This is a genomic window from Micromonospora sp. WMMC264, assembly GCF_027497275.1.
GTDB classification, from domain to species: Bacteria; Actinomycetota; Actinomycetes; order Mycobacteriales; family Micromonosporaceae; genus Micromonospora; species Micromonospora chalcea.
The window spans coordinates 3,596,466-3,611,874 of sequence record NZ_CP114907.1; the positions used below are offsets into that span (position 1 = coordinate 3,596,466).

General features: G+C 72.4%; 10 protein-coding genes. 7 read left to right on the forward strand and 3 right to left on the reverse strand.

What is annotated here, in order from left to right:
- The first annotated feature begins 108 nt into the window (after positions 1-108).
- Positions 109-4,104 (forward strand): ATP-dependent RNA helicase HrpA, encoded by a 3,996-nt coding sequence (gene hrpA / locus O7542_RS15400; RefSeq protein ID WP_281604770.1) that lies wholly within the window; start codon positions 109-111, stop codon positions 4,102-4,104.
- Between the two features lie 37 nt (positions 4,105-4,141).
- Here hrpA and O7542_RS15405 read toward each other — a convergent pair whose 3' ends face one another.
- A complete protein-coding gene (locus O7542_RS15405; protein WP_064447500.1) occupies positions 4,142-5,797 on the reverse strand; it encodes a D-glucuronyl C5-epimerase family protein in 1,656 nt (551 codons plus the stop codon).
- 101 nt (positions 5,798-5,898) lie between these two features.
- Positions 5,899-6,837 (reverse strand): LysR family transcriptional regulator, encoded by a 939-nt coding sequence (locus tag O7542_RS15410; RefSeq protein WP_043325079.1) that lies wholly within the window; start codon positions 6,835-6,837, stop codon positions 5,899-5,901.
- Positions 6,838-6,872: 35 nt separating this feature from the next.
- On the opposite strand from O7542_RS15410, the gene O7542_RS15415 reads away from it, so the two are divergent.
- The 6 genes from O7542_RS15415 to O7542_RS15440 all read left to right on the forward strand — a co-directional run bounded on the left by O7542_RS15415 (position 6,873) and on the right by O7542_RS15440 (position 13,790).
- Entirely contained in the window at positions 6,873-7,604 is a 732-nt protein-coding gene (locus O7542_RS15415) for a succinate dehydrogenase cytochrome b subunit (RefSeq protein ID WP_176722908.1), read from the forward strand.
- Between the two features lies 1 nt (position 7,605).
- Entirely contained in the window at positions 7,606-9,543 is a 1,938-nt protein-coding gene (locus O7542_RS15420) for a fumarate reductase/succinate dehydrogenase flavoprotein subunit (RefSeq protein ID WP_043325081.1), read from the forward strand.
- On the forward strand, positions 9,540-10,292 hold the full coding sequence (locus O7542_RS15425) for a succinate dehydrogenase/fumarate reductase iron-sulfur subunit (protein WP_030499798.1): 753 nt from the start codon (positions 9,540-9,542) through the stop codon (positions 10,290-10,292). Before O7542_RS15420 ends, O7542_RS15425 begins: the two co-directional genes overlap by 4 nt.
- A 144-nt stretch (positions 10,293-10,436) precedes the next feature.
- A complete protein-coding gene (locus tag O7542_RS15430; protein WP_043325082.1) occupies positions 10,437-11,621 on the forward strand; it encodes a zinc-dependent alcohol dehydrogenase in 1,185 nt (394 codons plus the stop codon).
- Positions 11,618-12,562 carry an SDR family NAD(P)-dependent oxidoreductase gene (locus O7542_RS15435; RefSeq protein WP_281604771.1) on the forward strand — a complete coding sequence of 315 codons (945 nt, stop codon included), beginning with the start codon at positions 11,618-11,620 and terminating at the stop codon, positions 12,560-12,562. The genes O7542_RS15430 and O7542_RS15435 overlap by 4 nt, the downstream gene beginning before the upstream one ends.
- Before the next feature lie 82 nt (positions 12,563-12,644).
- Complete coding sequence (locus O7542_RS15440) at positions 12,645-13,790, forward strand: MBL fold metallo-hydrolase (protein ID WP_210869010.1); 1,146 nt, start codon at positions 12,645-12,647, stop codon at positions 13,788-13,790.
- A 34-nt stretch (positions 13,791-13,824) separates the two neighbouring features.
- Here O7542_RS15440 and dgt read toward each other — a convergent pair whose 3' ends face one another.
- Complete coding sequence (gene dgt / locus O7542_RS15445) at positions 13,825-15,336, reverse strand: dGTP triphosphohydrolase (protein WP_281604772.1); 1,512 nt, start codon at positions 15,334-15,336, stop codon at positions 13,825-13,827.
- Positions 15,337-15,409 lie beyond the last annotated feature (73 nt).

The window sequence follows — 15,409 nt, forward strand, 5'->3', positions numbered from 1 at the left end:
CCGTCGGCGGCAACTTTATCCCCGCCGGGCGGCCCGCCGGTGACGGCGCGCCCGTCGCCGGTAACCCGGGGGCGGTCCGCCGCGCGGCTGCCTATCCTTGGCGACGACATGCAGAAGCCAGCCGTACCCGCCGCCCCTGACACCGCCCGCGACCTGCACCGCCGCCTCGCCCCGCTGATGTTCCGCGACCAGCGCCGCCTCCAGCGGCGGCTCGACGGCGTGCGGCGGCTGCGTGACCCGCAGCGGCGGGACGCGGCGCTGGCCGAGATCACGGCCGAGGTGACCCGCGCGGAGGCCCGGCTGGAGTCGCGCCGCGCGGCCGTGCCGGCGATCACCTACCCGGCGCAGTTGCCGGTGAGTGAGCGCAAGGACGACATCGCGGCCGCGATCCGCGACCACCAGGTGGTGATCGTGGCCGGTGAGACCGGCTCCGGGAAGACCACCCAGCTCCCCAAGATCTGCCTGGAGCTGGGGCGCGGGATCACCGGCCTGATCGGGCACACCCAGCCCCGCCGGCTGGCGGCCCGTACGGTCGCCGACCGGATCGCCGACGAGCTCGGCACCGAGCTGGGCGACGTGGTCGGCTACAAGGTGCGCTTCACCGACCAGGTGGGCGAGAACAGCCTGGTCAAGCTGATGACCGACGGCATCCTGCTGGCCGAGTTGCAGACCGACCGGATGCTGCGGCAGTACGACACGCTGATCATCGACGAGGCACACGAGCGCAGCCTCAACATCGACTTCATCCTCGGGTACCTCAGGCAGCTCCTGCCCCGCCGGCCCGACCTCAAGGTGGTCATCACCTCGGCGACCATCGAGACCGACCGGTTCGCGAAGCACTTCGCCGACGCCGAGGGCAACCCGGCGCCGGTGGTCGAGGTGTCCGGACGCACCTATCCGGTGGAGGTCCGCTACCGGCCGCTGGTCGAGGTGACCGAGGCCGAGGAGGAGGACGAGGCCGACGAGGAGAACGTCCGGGACCAGATCCAGGCCATCGGCGACGCGGTCGAGGAGCTGGCCGCCGAGGGGCCGGGCGACATCCTGGTGTTCCTCAGCGGCGAGCGGGAGATCCGCGACACCGCCGACGCGCTGGGCAAGCTGGTCCAGAAGAAGCGGTCGCTGCTCGGCACCGAGATCCTGCCGCTGTACGCCCGGCTGTCCACCGCCGAGCAGCACCGGGTCTTCGCCGCGCACTCCAACCGCCGGGTGGTGCTGGCCACCAACGTCGCGGAGACCTCGCTGACCGTGCCGGGCATCAAGTACGTGGTGGACCCGGGCACCGCCCGGATCTCCCGCTACTCCAGCCGGCTGAAGGTGCAGCGGCTGCCGATCGAGCCGGTCTCGCAGGCCAGCGCCAACCAGCGCAAGGGCCGCTGCGGGCGTACCTCGGACGGCATCTGCATCCGCCTCTACGACGAGCAGGACTTCGCCTCCCGCCCCGAGTTCACCGACCCGGAGATCCTGCGCACCAACCTGGCCTCGGTCATCCTGCAGATGACGGCGATCGGGCTCGGCGACGTCGCCGCGTTCCCGTTCATCGACCCGCCGGACCGGCGCAACATCACCGACGGCGTGAACCTGCTGCACGAGCTGGGCGCGCTCGACCCGGCCGAGACCGACCCGGCGAAACGGCTCACCGCGCTGGGCCGGCGGCTGGCACAGCTCCCGGTCGACCCCCGGCTGGCCCGGATGGTCCTGGAGGGCGAACGCAACGGCTGCGCCACCGAGGTGGTGGTGATCGCCGCCGCGCTGTCCATCCAGGACCCGCGCGAACGCCCGGCCGACAAGCAGGCCCAGGCCGACCAGGCGCACGCCCGGTTCGCCGACAAGGAATCCGACTTCGTCGCGTACCTGAACCTTTGGCGCTACCTGCGGGAGAAGCAGCGGGAGCTGTCCTCCAGCGCGTTCCGCCGGATGTGCAAGGCCGAATACCTCAACTACCTCCGGGTACGCGAGTGGCAGGACATCGTCAGCCAGTTGCGCCAGGTGCTGCGAACCTCGGACAAGGGTGAGGGCCGGCGCGGCGCCGGCGCCGACCTGCCGGAGGAGATCGACACCCCGAAGGTGCACCAGTCGCTGCTGCCCGGCCTGCTGTCGCACCTCGGCCTCAAGGACGCGCAGAAGCACGAATACCTGGGCGCGCGGGGCGCGAAGTTCGGGATCTTCCCCGGGTCGGCGCTGTTCAAGAAGCCGCCGCGCTGGGTGATGGCCGCCGAGCTGGTGGAGACGTCCCGGCTGTGGGGGCGGGTGGCCGGGCGGGTCGAGCCCGAGTGGGTCGAGCCGCTGGCCCAGCACCTGGTCAAGCGCAGCTACAGCGAGCCGCACTGGGAGAAGAAGCAGGCCGCGGTGATGGCCTACGAGAAGGTCACGCTGTACGGCATCCCGCTCGTCACCTCGCGCAAGGTGAACTTCGGGCGGATCGACCCGGTGCTCAGCCGGGAGCTGTTCATCAGGCACGCCCTGGTGGAGGGCGACTGGCAGACCCACCACCACTTCTGGCGGGACAACCAGAAGCTGCTGACCGAGATCGAGGAGCTGGAGAACCGGGCCCGGCGCCGCGACATCCTGGTCGACGACGAGACCATCTTCGCCTTCTACGACCAGCGCATCCCCGCCGACGTGGTCTCCGGCCGGCACTTCGACTCGTGGTGGAAGAAGACCCGCCGGGAGCAGCCGGACCTGCTCACGTTCACCCGCGAGCTGCTCGTCAACGACGGCCGGGGCGGGGTGGACGAGGAGGACTTCCCGGACGAGTGGCGGGCCGACGGCGTGACGCTGCCGCTGACGTACACGTTCGACCCGACCGCGCCGACCGACGGCGTCACTGTGGACATCCCGCTGCCGCTGCTCAACCAGGTGCCGGCGGAGAGCTTCGACTGGCAGGTGCCCGGGCTGCGCGAGGAGCTGGTGATCGCGCTGATCCGGTCGCTGCCCAAGCCGGTGCGGCGCAACTTCGTGCCGGTGCCCGACTACGCGCGCGCCGCGCTGGCCGCGATCACGCCGGGCGAGGAGCCGCTGCTGGCCGCGCTGACCCGGCAGCTGCGCCGGATGACCGGCGTGACAGTGCCGCCGGACGCCTGGGACCCGGGGAAGCTGCCGCCGCACCTGCGGGTCACGTTCCGGGTGCTCGGCGAGGACGACAAACCGGTCGCCGAGGGCAAGGACCTGCCGGCGCTGCAACGCGAGCTGCGCCAGGAGGTACGGCAGGTCGTGGCCGCCGCCGCGCCGGACGTGGCCCGTTCCGGGCTGACCGAGTGGTCGATCGGCGCGCTGCCGCGCACCATCGAGCAGGTCCGCGCCGGCTTCGCGGTGACCGCGTACCCGGCGCTGGTGGACGAGGGCGCCACCGTCGGGGTGAAGGTGTTCGACTCGGCCGCCGAGCAGGAGGCCGCGCACTGGGCGGGCACCCGGCGGCTGCTGCGGCTGACGCTGCCGTCGCCGGCGAAGTTCCTCCAGGGACGGCTGAGCAACGAGGCGAAGCTGGCGCTGTCCCGCAACCCGCACGGCAGCGTGCCGGAGCTGATCGAGGACGCGGCCGGCGCGGCGATCGACAAGCTGATCGGCGACGCGGGCGGCCCGGCCTGGGACGCCGAGGGCTTCGCCGCGCTGCGCGACAAGGTGCGGGCCGACCTGGTGGACACCGTGGTCGAGGTGATGGACCGGGTCCGCCGGGTGCTGGCCGCCGCGTACACGGTGGAGCAGCGGCTCGGCGCGACCCGCAACTTGGCGGTGGTGGCCGCGCTGGCCGACATCCGTGCCCAGCTCACCGGCCTGGTGCACAAGGGCTTCATCACCGAGACCGGCTACGCGCGCCTGCCCGACCTGCTGCGCTACCTGACCGCGATCGAGCGGCGGCTGGACCGGCTGCCCGGCAACCCGCAGCGCGACAAACAGCAGCAGGACCGGATCGCGGTGGTGCAGAAGGAGTACCAGGACATGCTCGCCGCGCTGCCCCCGCCGCGGCGCGCGACCCCGGCGGCCCGCCAGATCCGCTGGATGATCGAGGAGCTGCGGGTGAACGTGTTCGCCCAGGCCCTCGGCACCCCGTACCCGGTCTCCGAGCAGCGCATCTACCGGGCCATGGACGACGCCGAGGGCCGCTGAGCCGCCGCGCCGGCCGACGCCGGCGCGGCGGTTCCGGTCAGCGGCGGATCACCGCGCCGAAGCCGAGCCAGCGACCGGCGTACGGCCCCTCCACGAGGCGGACGTGCTCGCGGCCGTTGAGCACCGAGCGGCCGTCGATGGCCACCGCGTCACCGACCCGGTAGGTGGTGGGCACCGACTTCATCAGCCCGGCGGCGTCGATCGAGTACGCCGGTGGCGCGTCGACGGCTATCGTGCCGGGCCGGTGCAGCTTGTAGCCGAACCCGGCGCAGATGCCGACCTGGTACCGGTAGGGCGAGTACTCCTGCACGTAGTAGCCGGCCAGGGTGCCGGCGGTGATCGCGTACCAGATCCCGGTCTGCCGCATGATCTTCACGCGGTCGCCGGAGGGCGCGGCGCTGGCGCGGGCCAGCGTCATCTTCGTCCGCGCGGTCACCGTGCCGGCGCTGTTGAACTTGTACGCGGTGTGCGTGCCGGAGGAGAACCGGATGTTGCCCTTCACGCCGTAGGGCGGGTAGTCGGTGTACCAGAGGTCGGCGAGCTGGGCCAGGTACGTGTCACCGGTGATGGCGTACTGCTGGACGAACTGGAACATGTGGGTGGAGTGGTACTGGCCGGCGTCGATGCCGTGGGTCAGGCAGTAGCGGCTGCGCCAGTGCCGCACCCGGGTCTTCTCCCACACGTCCCGGTAGGTGGTGATCGCGCCCTGCAGCATCAGCTTGGCGTCGGCGTTGCGGGTGAGCACCCAGTAGTCGTACAGGCCGTACGCGGAGAACATGTGCCCGTTGTAGGTGCGGTCGCCGCGGACCGCCTTCGGGTGCGGGTACTCCTCCAGCCACAGCAGACCGTCCACCACGTACACGCCCCACGGCTGGCCGGCCACCGCGGGCAGCAGGTACGAGGCGAAGGTGGCGTCCGCGGCGCCCTTCCACTTCGTCTCGCCGGTGCGCTGGTAGAGCCGGGTGAACAGGCTCAGCGCCTGCCCCTGGGCCATCATCGAGTACCAGGGCGCCGGGTAGAGGTCGGGGCCGCCGTGCAGCCGGTGGTCGAACGGGTACGGATAGAACCACGCGCCGGAGCGCAGCGTGCGGCGGTCGATCAGGCGCTGCGCCTGCCGCTTCGCCCGGTCCAGGTATGTCAGGTTCCCGGTGATCCGGTGGGCCTCCATCAGGTGCAGGCCGTACTGCGCCTGCGCGACCGGGTGGTCGTAGAGCCGGCCGCCGAGGCGCACCATGCGCACCCCGGTGGAGTCGTGCACACCGGGATCGACGAGCGGGACCGGCGAGGTCATGTGGTACGGCTCGATGCCGATCGGCAGTTCCCGGATCTCGAAGTCGTCGTACCGGAACTGGAACGGCACCGACGCCGCGCCGGCGTACCGGCGGGTCGGTCCGCCGACGCGTCCGGCGCCCGGGGTGGAGGCCGCGCGCGGGGCCAGCCGGGGCATGTCCCGGGCCGGGATCGCGGACAGATTCGGCAGTGGCTCGACCGGCCCCGGCGGGCCGATCTCCAGGGCCGGGTCGATGACCGGGTCCGCCGGCGCCAGGAGCGAGGTCGCCGGGGACGCCGCGGCCCAGGCGGGGCCACCGCCGAGCAGCGGGACCGAGGCGGCGGCCAGGGAGCCGGCGACGACGGCACGCCGGCTCAGTGCAGGTGTCGGGCCGGCGGCCCCGGACGGGTCTTGATGGCGCATGCGAACCTCCCGTGTCTTCACATGCTGGGCATCAGCCTTCCCATGCTGTTCCGGTCGGCCGGGACGAGCAAGGACATTCGTCGCGACATGTCGGAGATCCGTCAAATGGCGGCAAGCGGCTCGACACCGGCGGGGAGCTGGTCGGCGGCGGTGGCGTCGTGGACGTACTCCAGGAGGATGCGGCGCAGCTCGCGCCCGGCGTGGGTGGGGACCACGTCGCGGCGGCGGGCCACCGCGATGGTCCGGCGGACCCCGGGCGGTACGAGCCGGGTGACCCGGATGCCGGCGCGGCGGGCCACCACGATGCCGGGCACCAGCGCGACGCCGAGCCCGGCCTCGACGAAGCTGAGCACGGCGTCCATCTCTCCGCCGTCGACGGACAGGGTCGGCTCGAACCCGGCCGCCCGGCACGCCTGGAGCGTGGCGTCGCGCAGGTCGTAGCCCTCGCGGAACATGACCAGCGGCTGGTCGCGCAGGTCGGTGATGCGCAGCTCCCCGGCTTCCGAGGCGCCCGGCAGCGGGTCGACCGAGGCGACCACCAGGCTCTCGCGCAGGATCGGGTCGGCGCGCAGCCCCGGGTCGGTGCCGGCCGACGGCATGATGATCAGGGCGAGGTCGAGGTCGCCGCGGAGCAGGTCCCGGACGAGATCCTGCGAGCCGCCCTCCTCCACGCGCAGGTCGATCGTGGGGTGCGCGTCGCGGAACCGGCGCAGCACCGGCGGGGCGAGCGAGGTGGCCAGGCTGGGCGTGGCGCCGAGCCGGACCCGGCCCCGGCGCAGCCCCACCAGTTCCTGCACCTCGCGGGTGGCGGTCTCCACGTCGGCGAGGATCCGCTTGGCCAGCGGCAGCAGCACCTCGCCGGCCGCGGTGAGGGTGATGTTGCCCCTTACCCGTTCGAACAGCGGGGCCCCCAGGTCGGCCTCCAGCGCGTGAATTTGCTTACTCAACGAGGGCTGGGTTATGCCGACAAGATCGGCCGCCTGGGTGAAATGTCGTACTTCGGCGACCGCCACGAAGTACCGAAGCTGATGGAGCTGCATCTACATAGCCTACGGCTATCAACGCTGCGATTTCGATGCATTGGACGCCTGATCGAAGTGCTCCTAGCGTCGTTCGCGTGGTAATCACGAAAACTCGGTCGCCCATCCGCTCCAATGTCGGCCTCAAGGCCGTCATGGCGGTGACGGGCATCATTCTGGTGCTGTTCCTGATCGCGCACATGCTCGGCAACCTGAAGATCTTCACGGGCGAGACCTCGTTCGACCACTACGCGCACTGGCTGCGCGACATCGGCACGCCACTGCTGCCGACGACGTGGTTCCTGTGGATCCAGCGCACCGTGCTCACCGTCGCCGTGCTGGGGCACATCGGCGCGGCCACGCTGCTCGCGATGCGGTCCCGGGCCGCCCGCCCGGTGCGGTACGCGCACCGCCGCAAGATCCACGTGAACTACGCGGCCCGCACGATGCGCTGGGGTGGTGTGATCATCCTGCTCTTCGTGATCTACCACATCCTCGACCTGACCACGGGTCACCTGAACCCGCAGGGCGACCCGGCCAACCCGTACGGCAACGTCGTCGCCGACTTCGCGCCGGAGCGGTGGTACGTCACGCTCTTCTACACCCTCGCGCTGGTGACCCTCGGCTTCCACCTGCGCCACGGCGCGTTCAGCGCGTTCCGCAGCCTCGGCCAGCAGACCCCGAAGGGCGAGCGCCGGGCCAGGATCGCCGCGCTCGTCTTCGCCGTCGCGCTCGTCGGCGGCTACCTGCTGGTCCCGTTCGCCGTGATCACCGGATTGGTGTCCTGACATGGATCTGTACCGCGAAGGCGACCCGATCGCCGACACCCGGGCCCCGGACGGCCCGATCGAGACGCGGTGGGAGCGCCACCGCTTCGAGATGAAGCTGGTCAACCCGGCCAACCGCCGCAAGATGACGGTGATCGTGGTCGGCACCGGCCTGGCCGGCGGTTCCGCCGCCGCCACGCTGGCCGAGCAGGGCTACCAGGTGCGGTCCTACTGCTACCAGGACAGCCCGCGCCGGGCCCACTCGATCGCCGCGCAGGGCGGCATCAACGCCGCCAAGAACTACCGCAACGACGGCGACTCGGTGCACCGCCTCTTCTACGACACGGTCAAGGGCGGTGACTTCCGCTCCCGCGAGTCGAACGTGCACCGGCTGGCCGAGGTGTCGGTCAACATCATCGACCAGTGCGTGGCGCAGGGCGTGCCGTTCGCCCGCGAGTACGGCGGCCTGCTGGACACCCGCTCCTTCGGCGGCGCGCAGGTGCAGCGCACCTTCTACGCCCGGGGCCAGACGGGCCAGCAGCTGCTGCTCGGCGCGTACCAGGCGCTGGAGCGGCAGATCGGCCTGGGCAACGTGGAGATGAACGCCCGCCACGAGATGCTCGAACTGGTGATCGTCGACGGCCGGGCGCGCGGCATCGTGGTCCGCGACATGGTCACCGGCGAGATCAGCACCGAGATGGCCGACGCGGTGGTGCTCGCCACCGGCGGCTACGGCAACGTCTTCTACCTCTCCACGAACGCCAAGGGCTGCAACGTCACCGCCTCCTGGCGGGCGCACCGCAAGGGCGCGTACTTCGCCAACCCCTGCTACACGCAGATCCACCCGACCTGCATCCCGGTCTCCGGCGACCACCAGTCGAAGCTGACCCTGATGAGCGAGTCGCTGCGCAACGACGGCCGGGTGTGGGTGCCCAAGGCCAAGGGCGACCAGCGCAGCCCCCGGGAGATCCCCGAGGACGAGCGGGACTACTACCTGGAGCGGATCTACCCGTCCTTCGGCAACCTGGTCCCCCGCGACATCGCCTCCCGCGCCGCGAAGAACGTCTGCGACGAGGGACGCGGCGTCGGCCCGACCGGCCTCGGCGTCTACCTCGACTTCGCCGACGCGATCAACCGGCTCGGCCGCAAGGCCATCGAGGCCAAGTACGGCAACCTCTTCGAGATGTACGAGCGGATCACCGGCGAGGACCCGTATGAGGTCCCGATGCGGATCTACCCCGCCGTGCACTACACGATGGGTGGCCTCTGGGTCGACTACGACCTGCAGTCGAGCATCCCCGGCCTGTTCGTGATCGGTGAGGCCAACTTCTCCGACCACGGCGCGAACCGGCTCGGCGCCTCGGCGCTGATGCAGGGCCTCGCGGACGGCTACTTCGTGCTGCCGAACACGCTCGCCAACTACCTGGCCTCCTCCGGCCCGCTGGACAAGGTCGACGCGAGCCACCCCGAGGCGGTTGCGGCGCGTACCGACGTCGAGGACCGGATCAAGCGGCTGCTCGCGATCAACGGCGACCGCACCGTGGACTCGTTCCACCGTGAGCTGGGCCAGATCATGTGGGAGCACTGCGGCATGGAGCGCTCCGAGGCCGGGCTGCGCAAGGCGATCGACGAGATCCGCGCGCTGCGCGAGCAGTTCTGGCAGCGGGTGCGCGTGCCGGGCGACGGCGAGGGCCTCAACCAGTCGCTGGAGAAGGCCGGCCGGGTGGCCGACTTCTTCGAGCTGGCCGAGCTGATGTGCATCGACGCGCTGCACCGCGAGGAGTCCTGCGGCGGTCACTTCCGGGCCGAGCACCAGACGCCCGACGGCGAGGCGCAGCGCGACGACGACCGGTTCGCGTACGTGGCGGCCTGGGAGTACACCGGCACCGGTGAGCCCGTGCTGCACAAGGAAGACCTGACCTTCGAATACGTCCACCCCACGCAGCGGAGCTACAAGTGAACCTGACCCTGCGCATCTGGCGCCAGCACGGCCCCGAGGACAAGGGTCGGATGGTGACCTACCCGGTGCAGGACGTGTCCCCGGACATGTCCTTCCTGGAGATGCTCGACGTGCTCAACGAGCGGCTGATCCTCGACGGCGAGGAGCCGGTCGCGTTCGACCACGACTGCCGCGAGGGCATCTGCGGCATGTGCAGCCTCATGATCAACGGTGAGGCGCACGGCCCGCAGCGCGGCACCACCGCCTGCCAGCTGCACATGCGGCAGTTCTCCGACGGCGACACGATCGACATCGAGCCGTGGCGGGCCCGGGCCTTCCCGGTCGTCAAGGACCTGGTGGTCAACCGCAACGCGTTCGACCAGATCATCGCCGCCGGCGGCTACGTCACCGCGCCGACCGGCAGCGCACCGGAGGCGCACTCGGTGCCGGTGCCGAAGGCCGACGCCGACGCCGCGTTCGAGTCGGCCGCCTGCATCGGGTGCGGCGCCTGCGTGGCCGCCTGCCCGAACGGCTCCGGCATGCTGTTCACCGCCGCGAAGATCACCCAGCTCTCGCTGCTGCCGCAGGGCCAGCCGGAGCGCTACACCCGGGTGATCGGCATGGTGGACGCGCACGACGAGGCCGGCTTCGGCGGCTGCACGAACATCGGCGAGTGCGCGGCGGCCTGCCCGAAGGGCATCCCGCTGAACACCATCGGCCGCCTCAACCGGGACTACCTGAAGGCGACCGCCAAGCGCGCCGGCTCCTGACCGGACACGGCACGACCCACGCGACCGCCGCACCCCGCATCCAGGGGTGCGGCGGTCGCGCTCGTACGGGGGGCCGCCGCCGATTCAAGCCGCCTCTCGCGGGTAGCAGTCCGATGGACGGCACCGGAGAGGGGACATACAGGCATGAAGGCACTGACCTGGCACGGCAAGCGGGACGTTCGCGTCGAGGACGTCCCGGACCCCCGGATCGAGGAGCCGACCGACGCGATCGTCCGGATCACCTCGACCGCCATCTGCGGTTCCGACCTGCACCTGTACGAGGTGCTCGGGCCGTACCTGAAGCCCGGCGACGTCCTCGGGCACGAGCCGATGGGCATCGTCGAGGAGGTCGGGCCCGGGGTGACCCGGCTCAAGAAGGGCGACCGGGTGGTCGTCCCGTTCAACATCTCCTGCGGCTCGTGCTGGATGTGCGAGCGGCAGCTCTACGCCCAGTGCGAGACCACGCAGGTCAAGAGCCAGGGCAAGGGCGCGTCCCTGTTCGGCTACACCTCGCTGTACGGCTCGATCCCCGGCGGCCAGGCCGAGTACCTGCGCGTGCCGCAGGCCCAGTTCGGCCCGATCACGATTCCGGACACCGGCCCGGACGAGCGCTGGCTCTACCTCTCCGACATCCTGCCCACCGCCTGGCAGGCGGTGAAGTACGCGGACGTCCCGCCCGGCGGCACGCTCGCCGTGTTCGGGCTCGGCCCGGTCGGGCAGTTCAGCGCCCGGATCGGCCGGCACCTCGGCGCGGGCCGGGTGATCGGGCTGGACCTGGTCCCCGAGCGGCTGGAGATGGCCCGCCGGCACGGCATCGAGGTGCTCGACGTCAGCCAGCTCGACGACGTGCCCGGCACGCTCATCGACCTGGTCGACGGGCGCGGCCCGGACGCGGTGATCGACGCGGTCGGCATGGAGGCGCACGGCGCGCCGCTGGGCAAGATGGCCCAGACCGCCGCCGGGCTGCTGCCGGACAAGCTGGCCCAGGCGATGACCGACAAGGCCGGCGTGGACCGGCTCGTGGTGCTGCACGCCGCGCTCAAGGCGGTACGGCGCGGCGGCACCGTGTCGATCTCCGGCGTGTACGGCGGCGAGCAGGACCCGATGCCGCTGATGGAGATGTTCGACAGGGGCATCCAGCTGCGCATGGGCCAGTGCCACGTACGCCGCTGGGTCGACGAGATCATCCCGCTGCTGGAGCGCGACGACGACCCGCTGGGCGTCGAGGACCTGCGGACCCACCGGCTGCCGCTGACCGACGCGCCGCGGGCGTACGAGATGTTCCAGAAGAAGGAGGACGGCTGCGTCAAGGTCGTGCTCGCGCCGTGACCCGGACGGTGGTCGTCACCGGCGCGACCAGCGGGATCGGCCGGGCGACCGCCCTGGAGCTGGCGGGCCGCGGGGACCGGCTGGTCCTCGCGGCCCGCTCCCCCGCCACGCTCGACGAGGTGCGCGACGAGTGCCGGGCCGCGGGCGCGGCGGCGATCGCCGTACCGATGGACGTGACCGAGCCCGGCGCGGTGGCCGCGCTGGCCGACGCGGCGCAGGCCGAGTACGGCCGCGTCGACGCCTGGGTGCACACCGCCGCGGTGATGTCCTACGGCCGTTTCGACGAGACGCCGGCCGAGGTGTTCGAGCAGGTGGTCCGCACCGACCTGCTGGCCGCCGCGGCGGTGGCCCGGGAGGCGCTGCTCCGGTTCCGCGACGCCGGCGGCGGCACGCTCGTGCTCACCGGCTCGGTGCTCGGGCACATCACCGCGCCCTACATGAGCGGCTACGTGGCCGCCAAGTGGGGCCTGCAGGGGCTGGCCCGCACGCTCCAGCAGGAGGCACGGGAGACGCCGGGCGTCGCGATCTGCCTGGTCAACCCGGGCAGCGTGGACACGCCCGTCTACCGGCAGGCGGCCAACTACCTGGGCCGGGTCGGCCGTCCGCCGCCGCCGATCGCCTCGCCCGAGCGGGTGGCGCGGGCCATCGCGCACTGTCTCGACCGGCCGCGCCGCGAGATGTCGGTGGGGCGGCTCAACGTGGTCATGCGCTTCGGCTTCACCGCCCTGCCCGGGGTGTACGACGCGCTGGTCGGACCGCTGATGCGCCGGGCCGGGCTGACCCGGCAGCCGATCGCCGCCCACCGGGGCATCGTGTTCACGCCGAACCCGGCCGGTGAGGCGGTCCGCGGCGGGTGGCTGCCGGAGGTGTCCCAGGTGGTCCGGGCCGTGGGCGGACGCGCGGCGACTGTGGCGTCCGCGGTACGCCGCCGGCTGCCCTGACCGTGGCGCGGGTGGCCGGCGTGCGGGCGGACCGGGACGACTGTGGTTACCGTGTACGGCGGGACACGGCGGAGGGACGAATATGCGGGAAGCAACGGGGCAGGAACCGGACCGGACGCGCGGCGGGCGGGTGTGGAAGCTCGCCGGGCTGGCCGCCGTCGCCGGGCTGGCCTGGGCGGCACGGGACGTACCGGCGCAGCTCGGCGGACGGCTCACCGGCGCCCGGGCGGAACGGGCGGCCCGGTCACCGCGCTTCCGCGACGGCACCTTCCACAACCCGGCCGGCGCCAGCGCCACGATGGTCGCCGACCCGGGCCGCAACCTGCTCCGGGAGCTGGTCTTCGGCAAGCAGAAGCGGCGGCCGGGCAGCCCGGTGCCGCTGGTGCGCCCCGGCGCCGCACCGGCCGCCGACCCGGCCCGCGAGCTGAACGTCGTCTGGTACGGCCACGCCTCCACGCTCGTCGAGATCGAGGGACACCGGGTGCTGCTCGACCCGGTGTGGAGCGACAGGTGCTCCCCGTCCGGGCTGGTCGGCCCGCGGCGCATCCACGAGCCGCCGGTCCGCCTCACCGACCTGCCCCCGCTCGACGCGGTGCTGATCTCACACGACCACTACGACCACCTCGACATGGAGACCGTCCGCACGCTGGCCGACCTCCAGTCCGCACCGTTCGTGGTGCCGCTCGGCGTCGGCGCCCACCTGGCCCGCTGGGGCGTACCCGAGCACCGGATCGTCGAGCTGGACTGGTCGGAGAGCCACCGGGCCGGCGGGCTTACGCTCACCGCCACCGCCGCGCAGCACTTCTCCGGGCGCGGACTGCGCCGCGACGGCACGCTGTGGAGCTCCTGGACGATCACCGGTACGCACCGGAAGGTCTTCTACACCGGCGACTCCGGCTACTTCGACGGGTACGCCGCGATCGGCGCCGAGCACGGCCCGTTCGACGTGACGCTGATGCAGATCGGCGCGTACGACAGGGCGTGGCCGCACATCCACATGTTCCCGGAGGAGGCGGTCGCCGCCCACCTCGACGTACGCGGCGGACTGCTGGTGCCGGTGCACTGGGGCACGTTCAACCTGGCCCTGCACGACTGGTCCGAGCCGGTGGACCGGCTCTGGGCCGAGGCGAAGGCGCGCGACGTGCGGCTCGCAGTGCCGCGCCCCGGTGAGCGGGTGGTCGTGGACGAGCCGCCGGCGGCGGACGGCTGGTGGCAGTCGGTCGCCTGACCCGGCGCTGCCGCACCTCGCGCTCTGACCCCGCTCAGAGCACGAAGGCGTCGGTCCAGAGCGCGCCGGAACGGCCCGACAGCGCGTCCAGCATGGCCACCGCCTGACCGTCGGTGAGCTGCGCGACGAAGTCGACGATCGCCCGGCCCCGGGCCCGGCCGATCCGGTCCGGGGTACGCGGGTGCAGCTCCGCCTCGGCCAGCTCCACCAGGTCGTGCAGCCGGCGCGGCAGCCGGGACTCCTCGTCCGGGTCCAGCAGCCACTCCCAGAGCGCCTCCACCAGCGTGCCCAGCAGCCGGGCCTGGCCGCGCTGGTGCAGCGCCAGGTCCGGGCGGGCCAGCACGAACCGGTGGTGCACGAACTTGAGCACCTGCACCTCGTGCCACTGCGCCTTGGCCAGCAGCACGTACCCGGAGCGGACGTGCGGGTCCGGGGTGACGGTGATGGCGTCCACGAAGCGGGTGGACCAGCGCGCGGAGAACCGGGCGACGTACTGCTCCGCCTCGATCGAGCCGTCGAACGGCAGCGCCAGCAGCCCCTCCACCAGCTCCTCGCGGACGTGTTCGACTGCGGCGGCGAACGCCTCGTCGTCGGCGATCCAGCCGTCCTTGCGGTGCAGTTGCCGGCGCAGCCGCTCGATCGCCGCGCCGGGGCGCCGGCCCGCCGCCTCCAGCGCGGACGCGGTGATCGACCGCAGGTGCCCGCACTCGCGCTGCCAGGCCATCAGCTCGGCCGCCACCGCGCCCTGCTGGAGCACGCCGACGCGATAGAAGTCCTCCACGTCGTGGATCGCGTACGCGATGTCGTCGGCGGTGTCCATCACCGACGCCTCGGGCGTCTGCTGCCAGTCCGGGATCCGGCCGGCGAACGGCTCCCGCGCCTGGCGCAGGTCGTCCAGCTCGGTGCGATAAGCGCCGAACTTCACCGACCCGCTCTCCGGGTCCTCCGGCGGGGCCGCCGCGCCGCGGGGCGCCGGTTCGAGGTGCCGGGGGTGCGGGTCGGGATGGTCCAGCCGGGTCCACGGGTACTTCAGCATGGCGGCCCGGACCGCCGCGGTCAGGTCCAGCCCGGTGGTCGCCGCGCCGCGGATCTCGGTGCTGGTGACGATCCGGTACGACTGGGCGTTGCCCTCGAAGCCGTCGGCCAGCCCGAGCCGCTGCCGGGCCAGCCGGTCCAACACCCGCTCCCCCAGGTGCCCGAACGGCGGGTGGCCGAGGTCGTGCGCGAGCGCGGCGGCCTCCACCACCTCCGGGTCGCAGCCGCCGAGCTTGTCCAGCAGGTCCCGGTACGCCGGGTCGGCCATGAGCCGCTCGGCGATCGCCCGGGCCACCTGGGCGACCTTCAGGCTGTGGGTGAGCCGGTTGTGCACCAGAAGCCCCGACCCGCCGGGACTGATCACCTGGGTGACGCCGTTCAGCCGGGCGAAGAACGGCGAGCCGACGATCCGGTCCCGGTCGGCCCGGAACGGGCCGGCCGCCAGGTCGCCGAGTGCCCGGGCGCTGCCCCCGAAGAGCCGCCGGGCCCGCGGATCCGCAGGTGCCTCCATGATCGCCACGCTAGCGCAGCGGACGGCGGGCCGGGCACAGCCGGTCGGAGGCGAACGGCACAATGCAGGGCGG

Coding starts and splice junctions, on each gene's coding strand:
- O7542_RS15410 (WP_043325079.1), bottom strand. CDS start 6,837: ATGCAGCTCCATCAGCTTCGGTACTTCGTGGCGGTCGCCGAAGTACGA.
- O7542_RS15405 (WP_064447500.1), bottom strand. CDS start 5,797: ATGCGCCATCAAGACCCGTCCGGGGCCGCCGGCCCGACACCTGCACTG.
- dgt (WP_281604772.1), bottom strand. CDS start 15,336: ATGGAGGCACCTGCGGATCCGCGGGCCCGGCGGCTCTTCGGGGGCAGC.
- O7542_RS15430 (WP_043325082.1), top strand. CDS start 10,437: ATGAAGGCACTGACCTGGCACGGCAAGCGGGACGTTCGCGTCGAGGAC.
- hrpA (WP_281604770.1), top strand. CDS start 109: ATGCAGAAGCCAGCCGTACCCGCCGCCCCTGACACCGCCCGCGACCTG.
- O7542_RS15415 (WP_176722908.1), top strand. CDS start 6,873: ATGCATTGGACGCCTGATCGAAGTGCTCCTAGCGTCGTTCGCGTGGTA.
- O7542_RS15440 (WP_210869010.1), top strand. CDS start 12,645: ATGCGGGAAGCAACGGGGCAGGAACCGGACCGGACGCGCGGCGGGCGG.
- O7542_RS15420 (WP_043325081.1), top strand. CDS start 7,606: ATGGATCTGTACCGCGAAGGCGACCCGATCGCCGACACCCGGGCCCCG.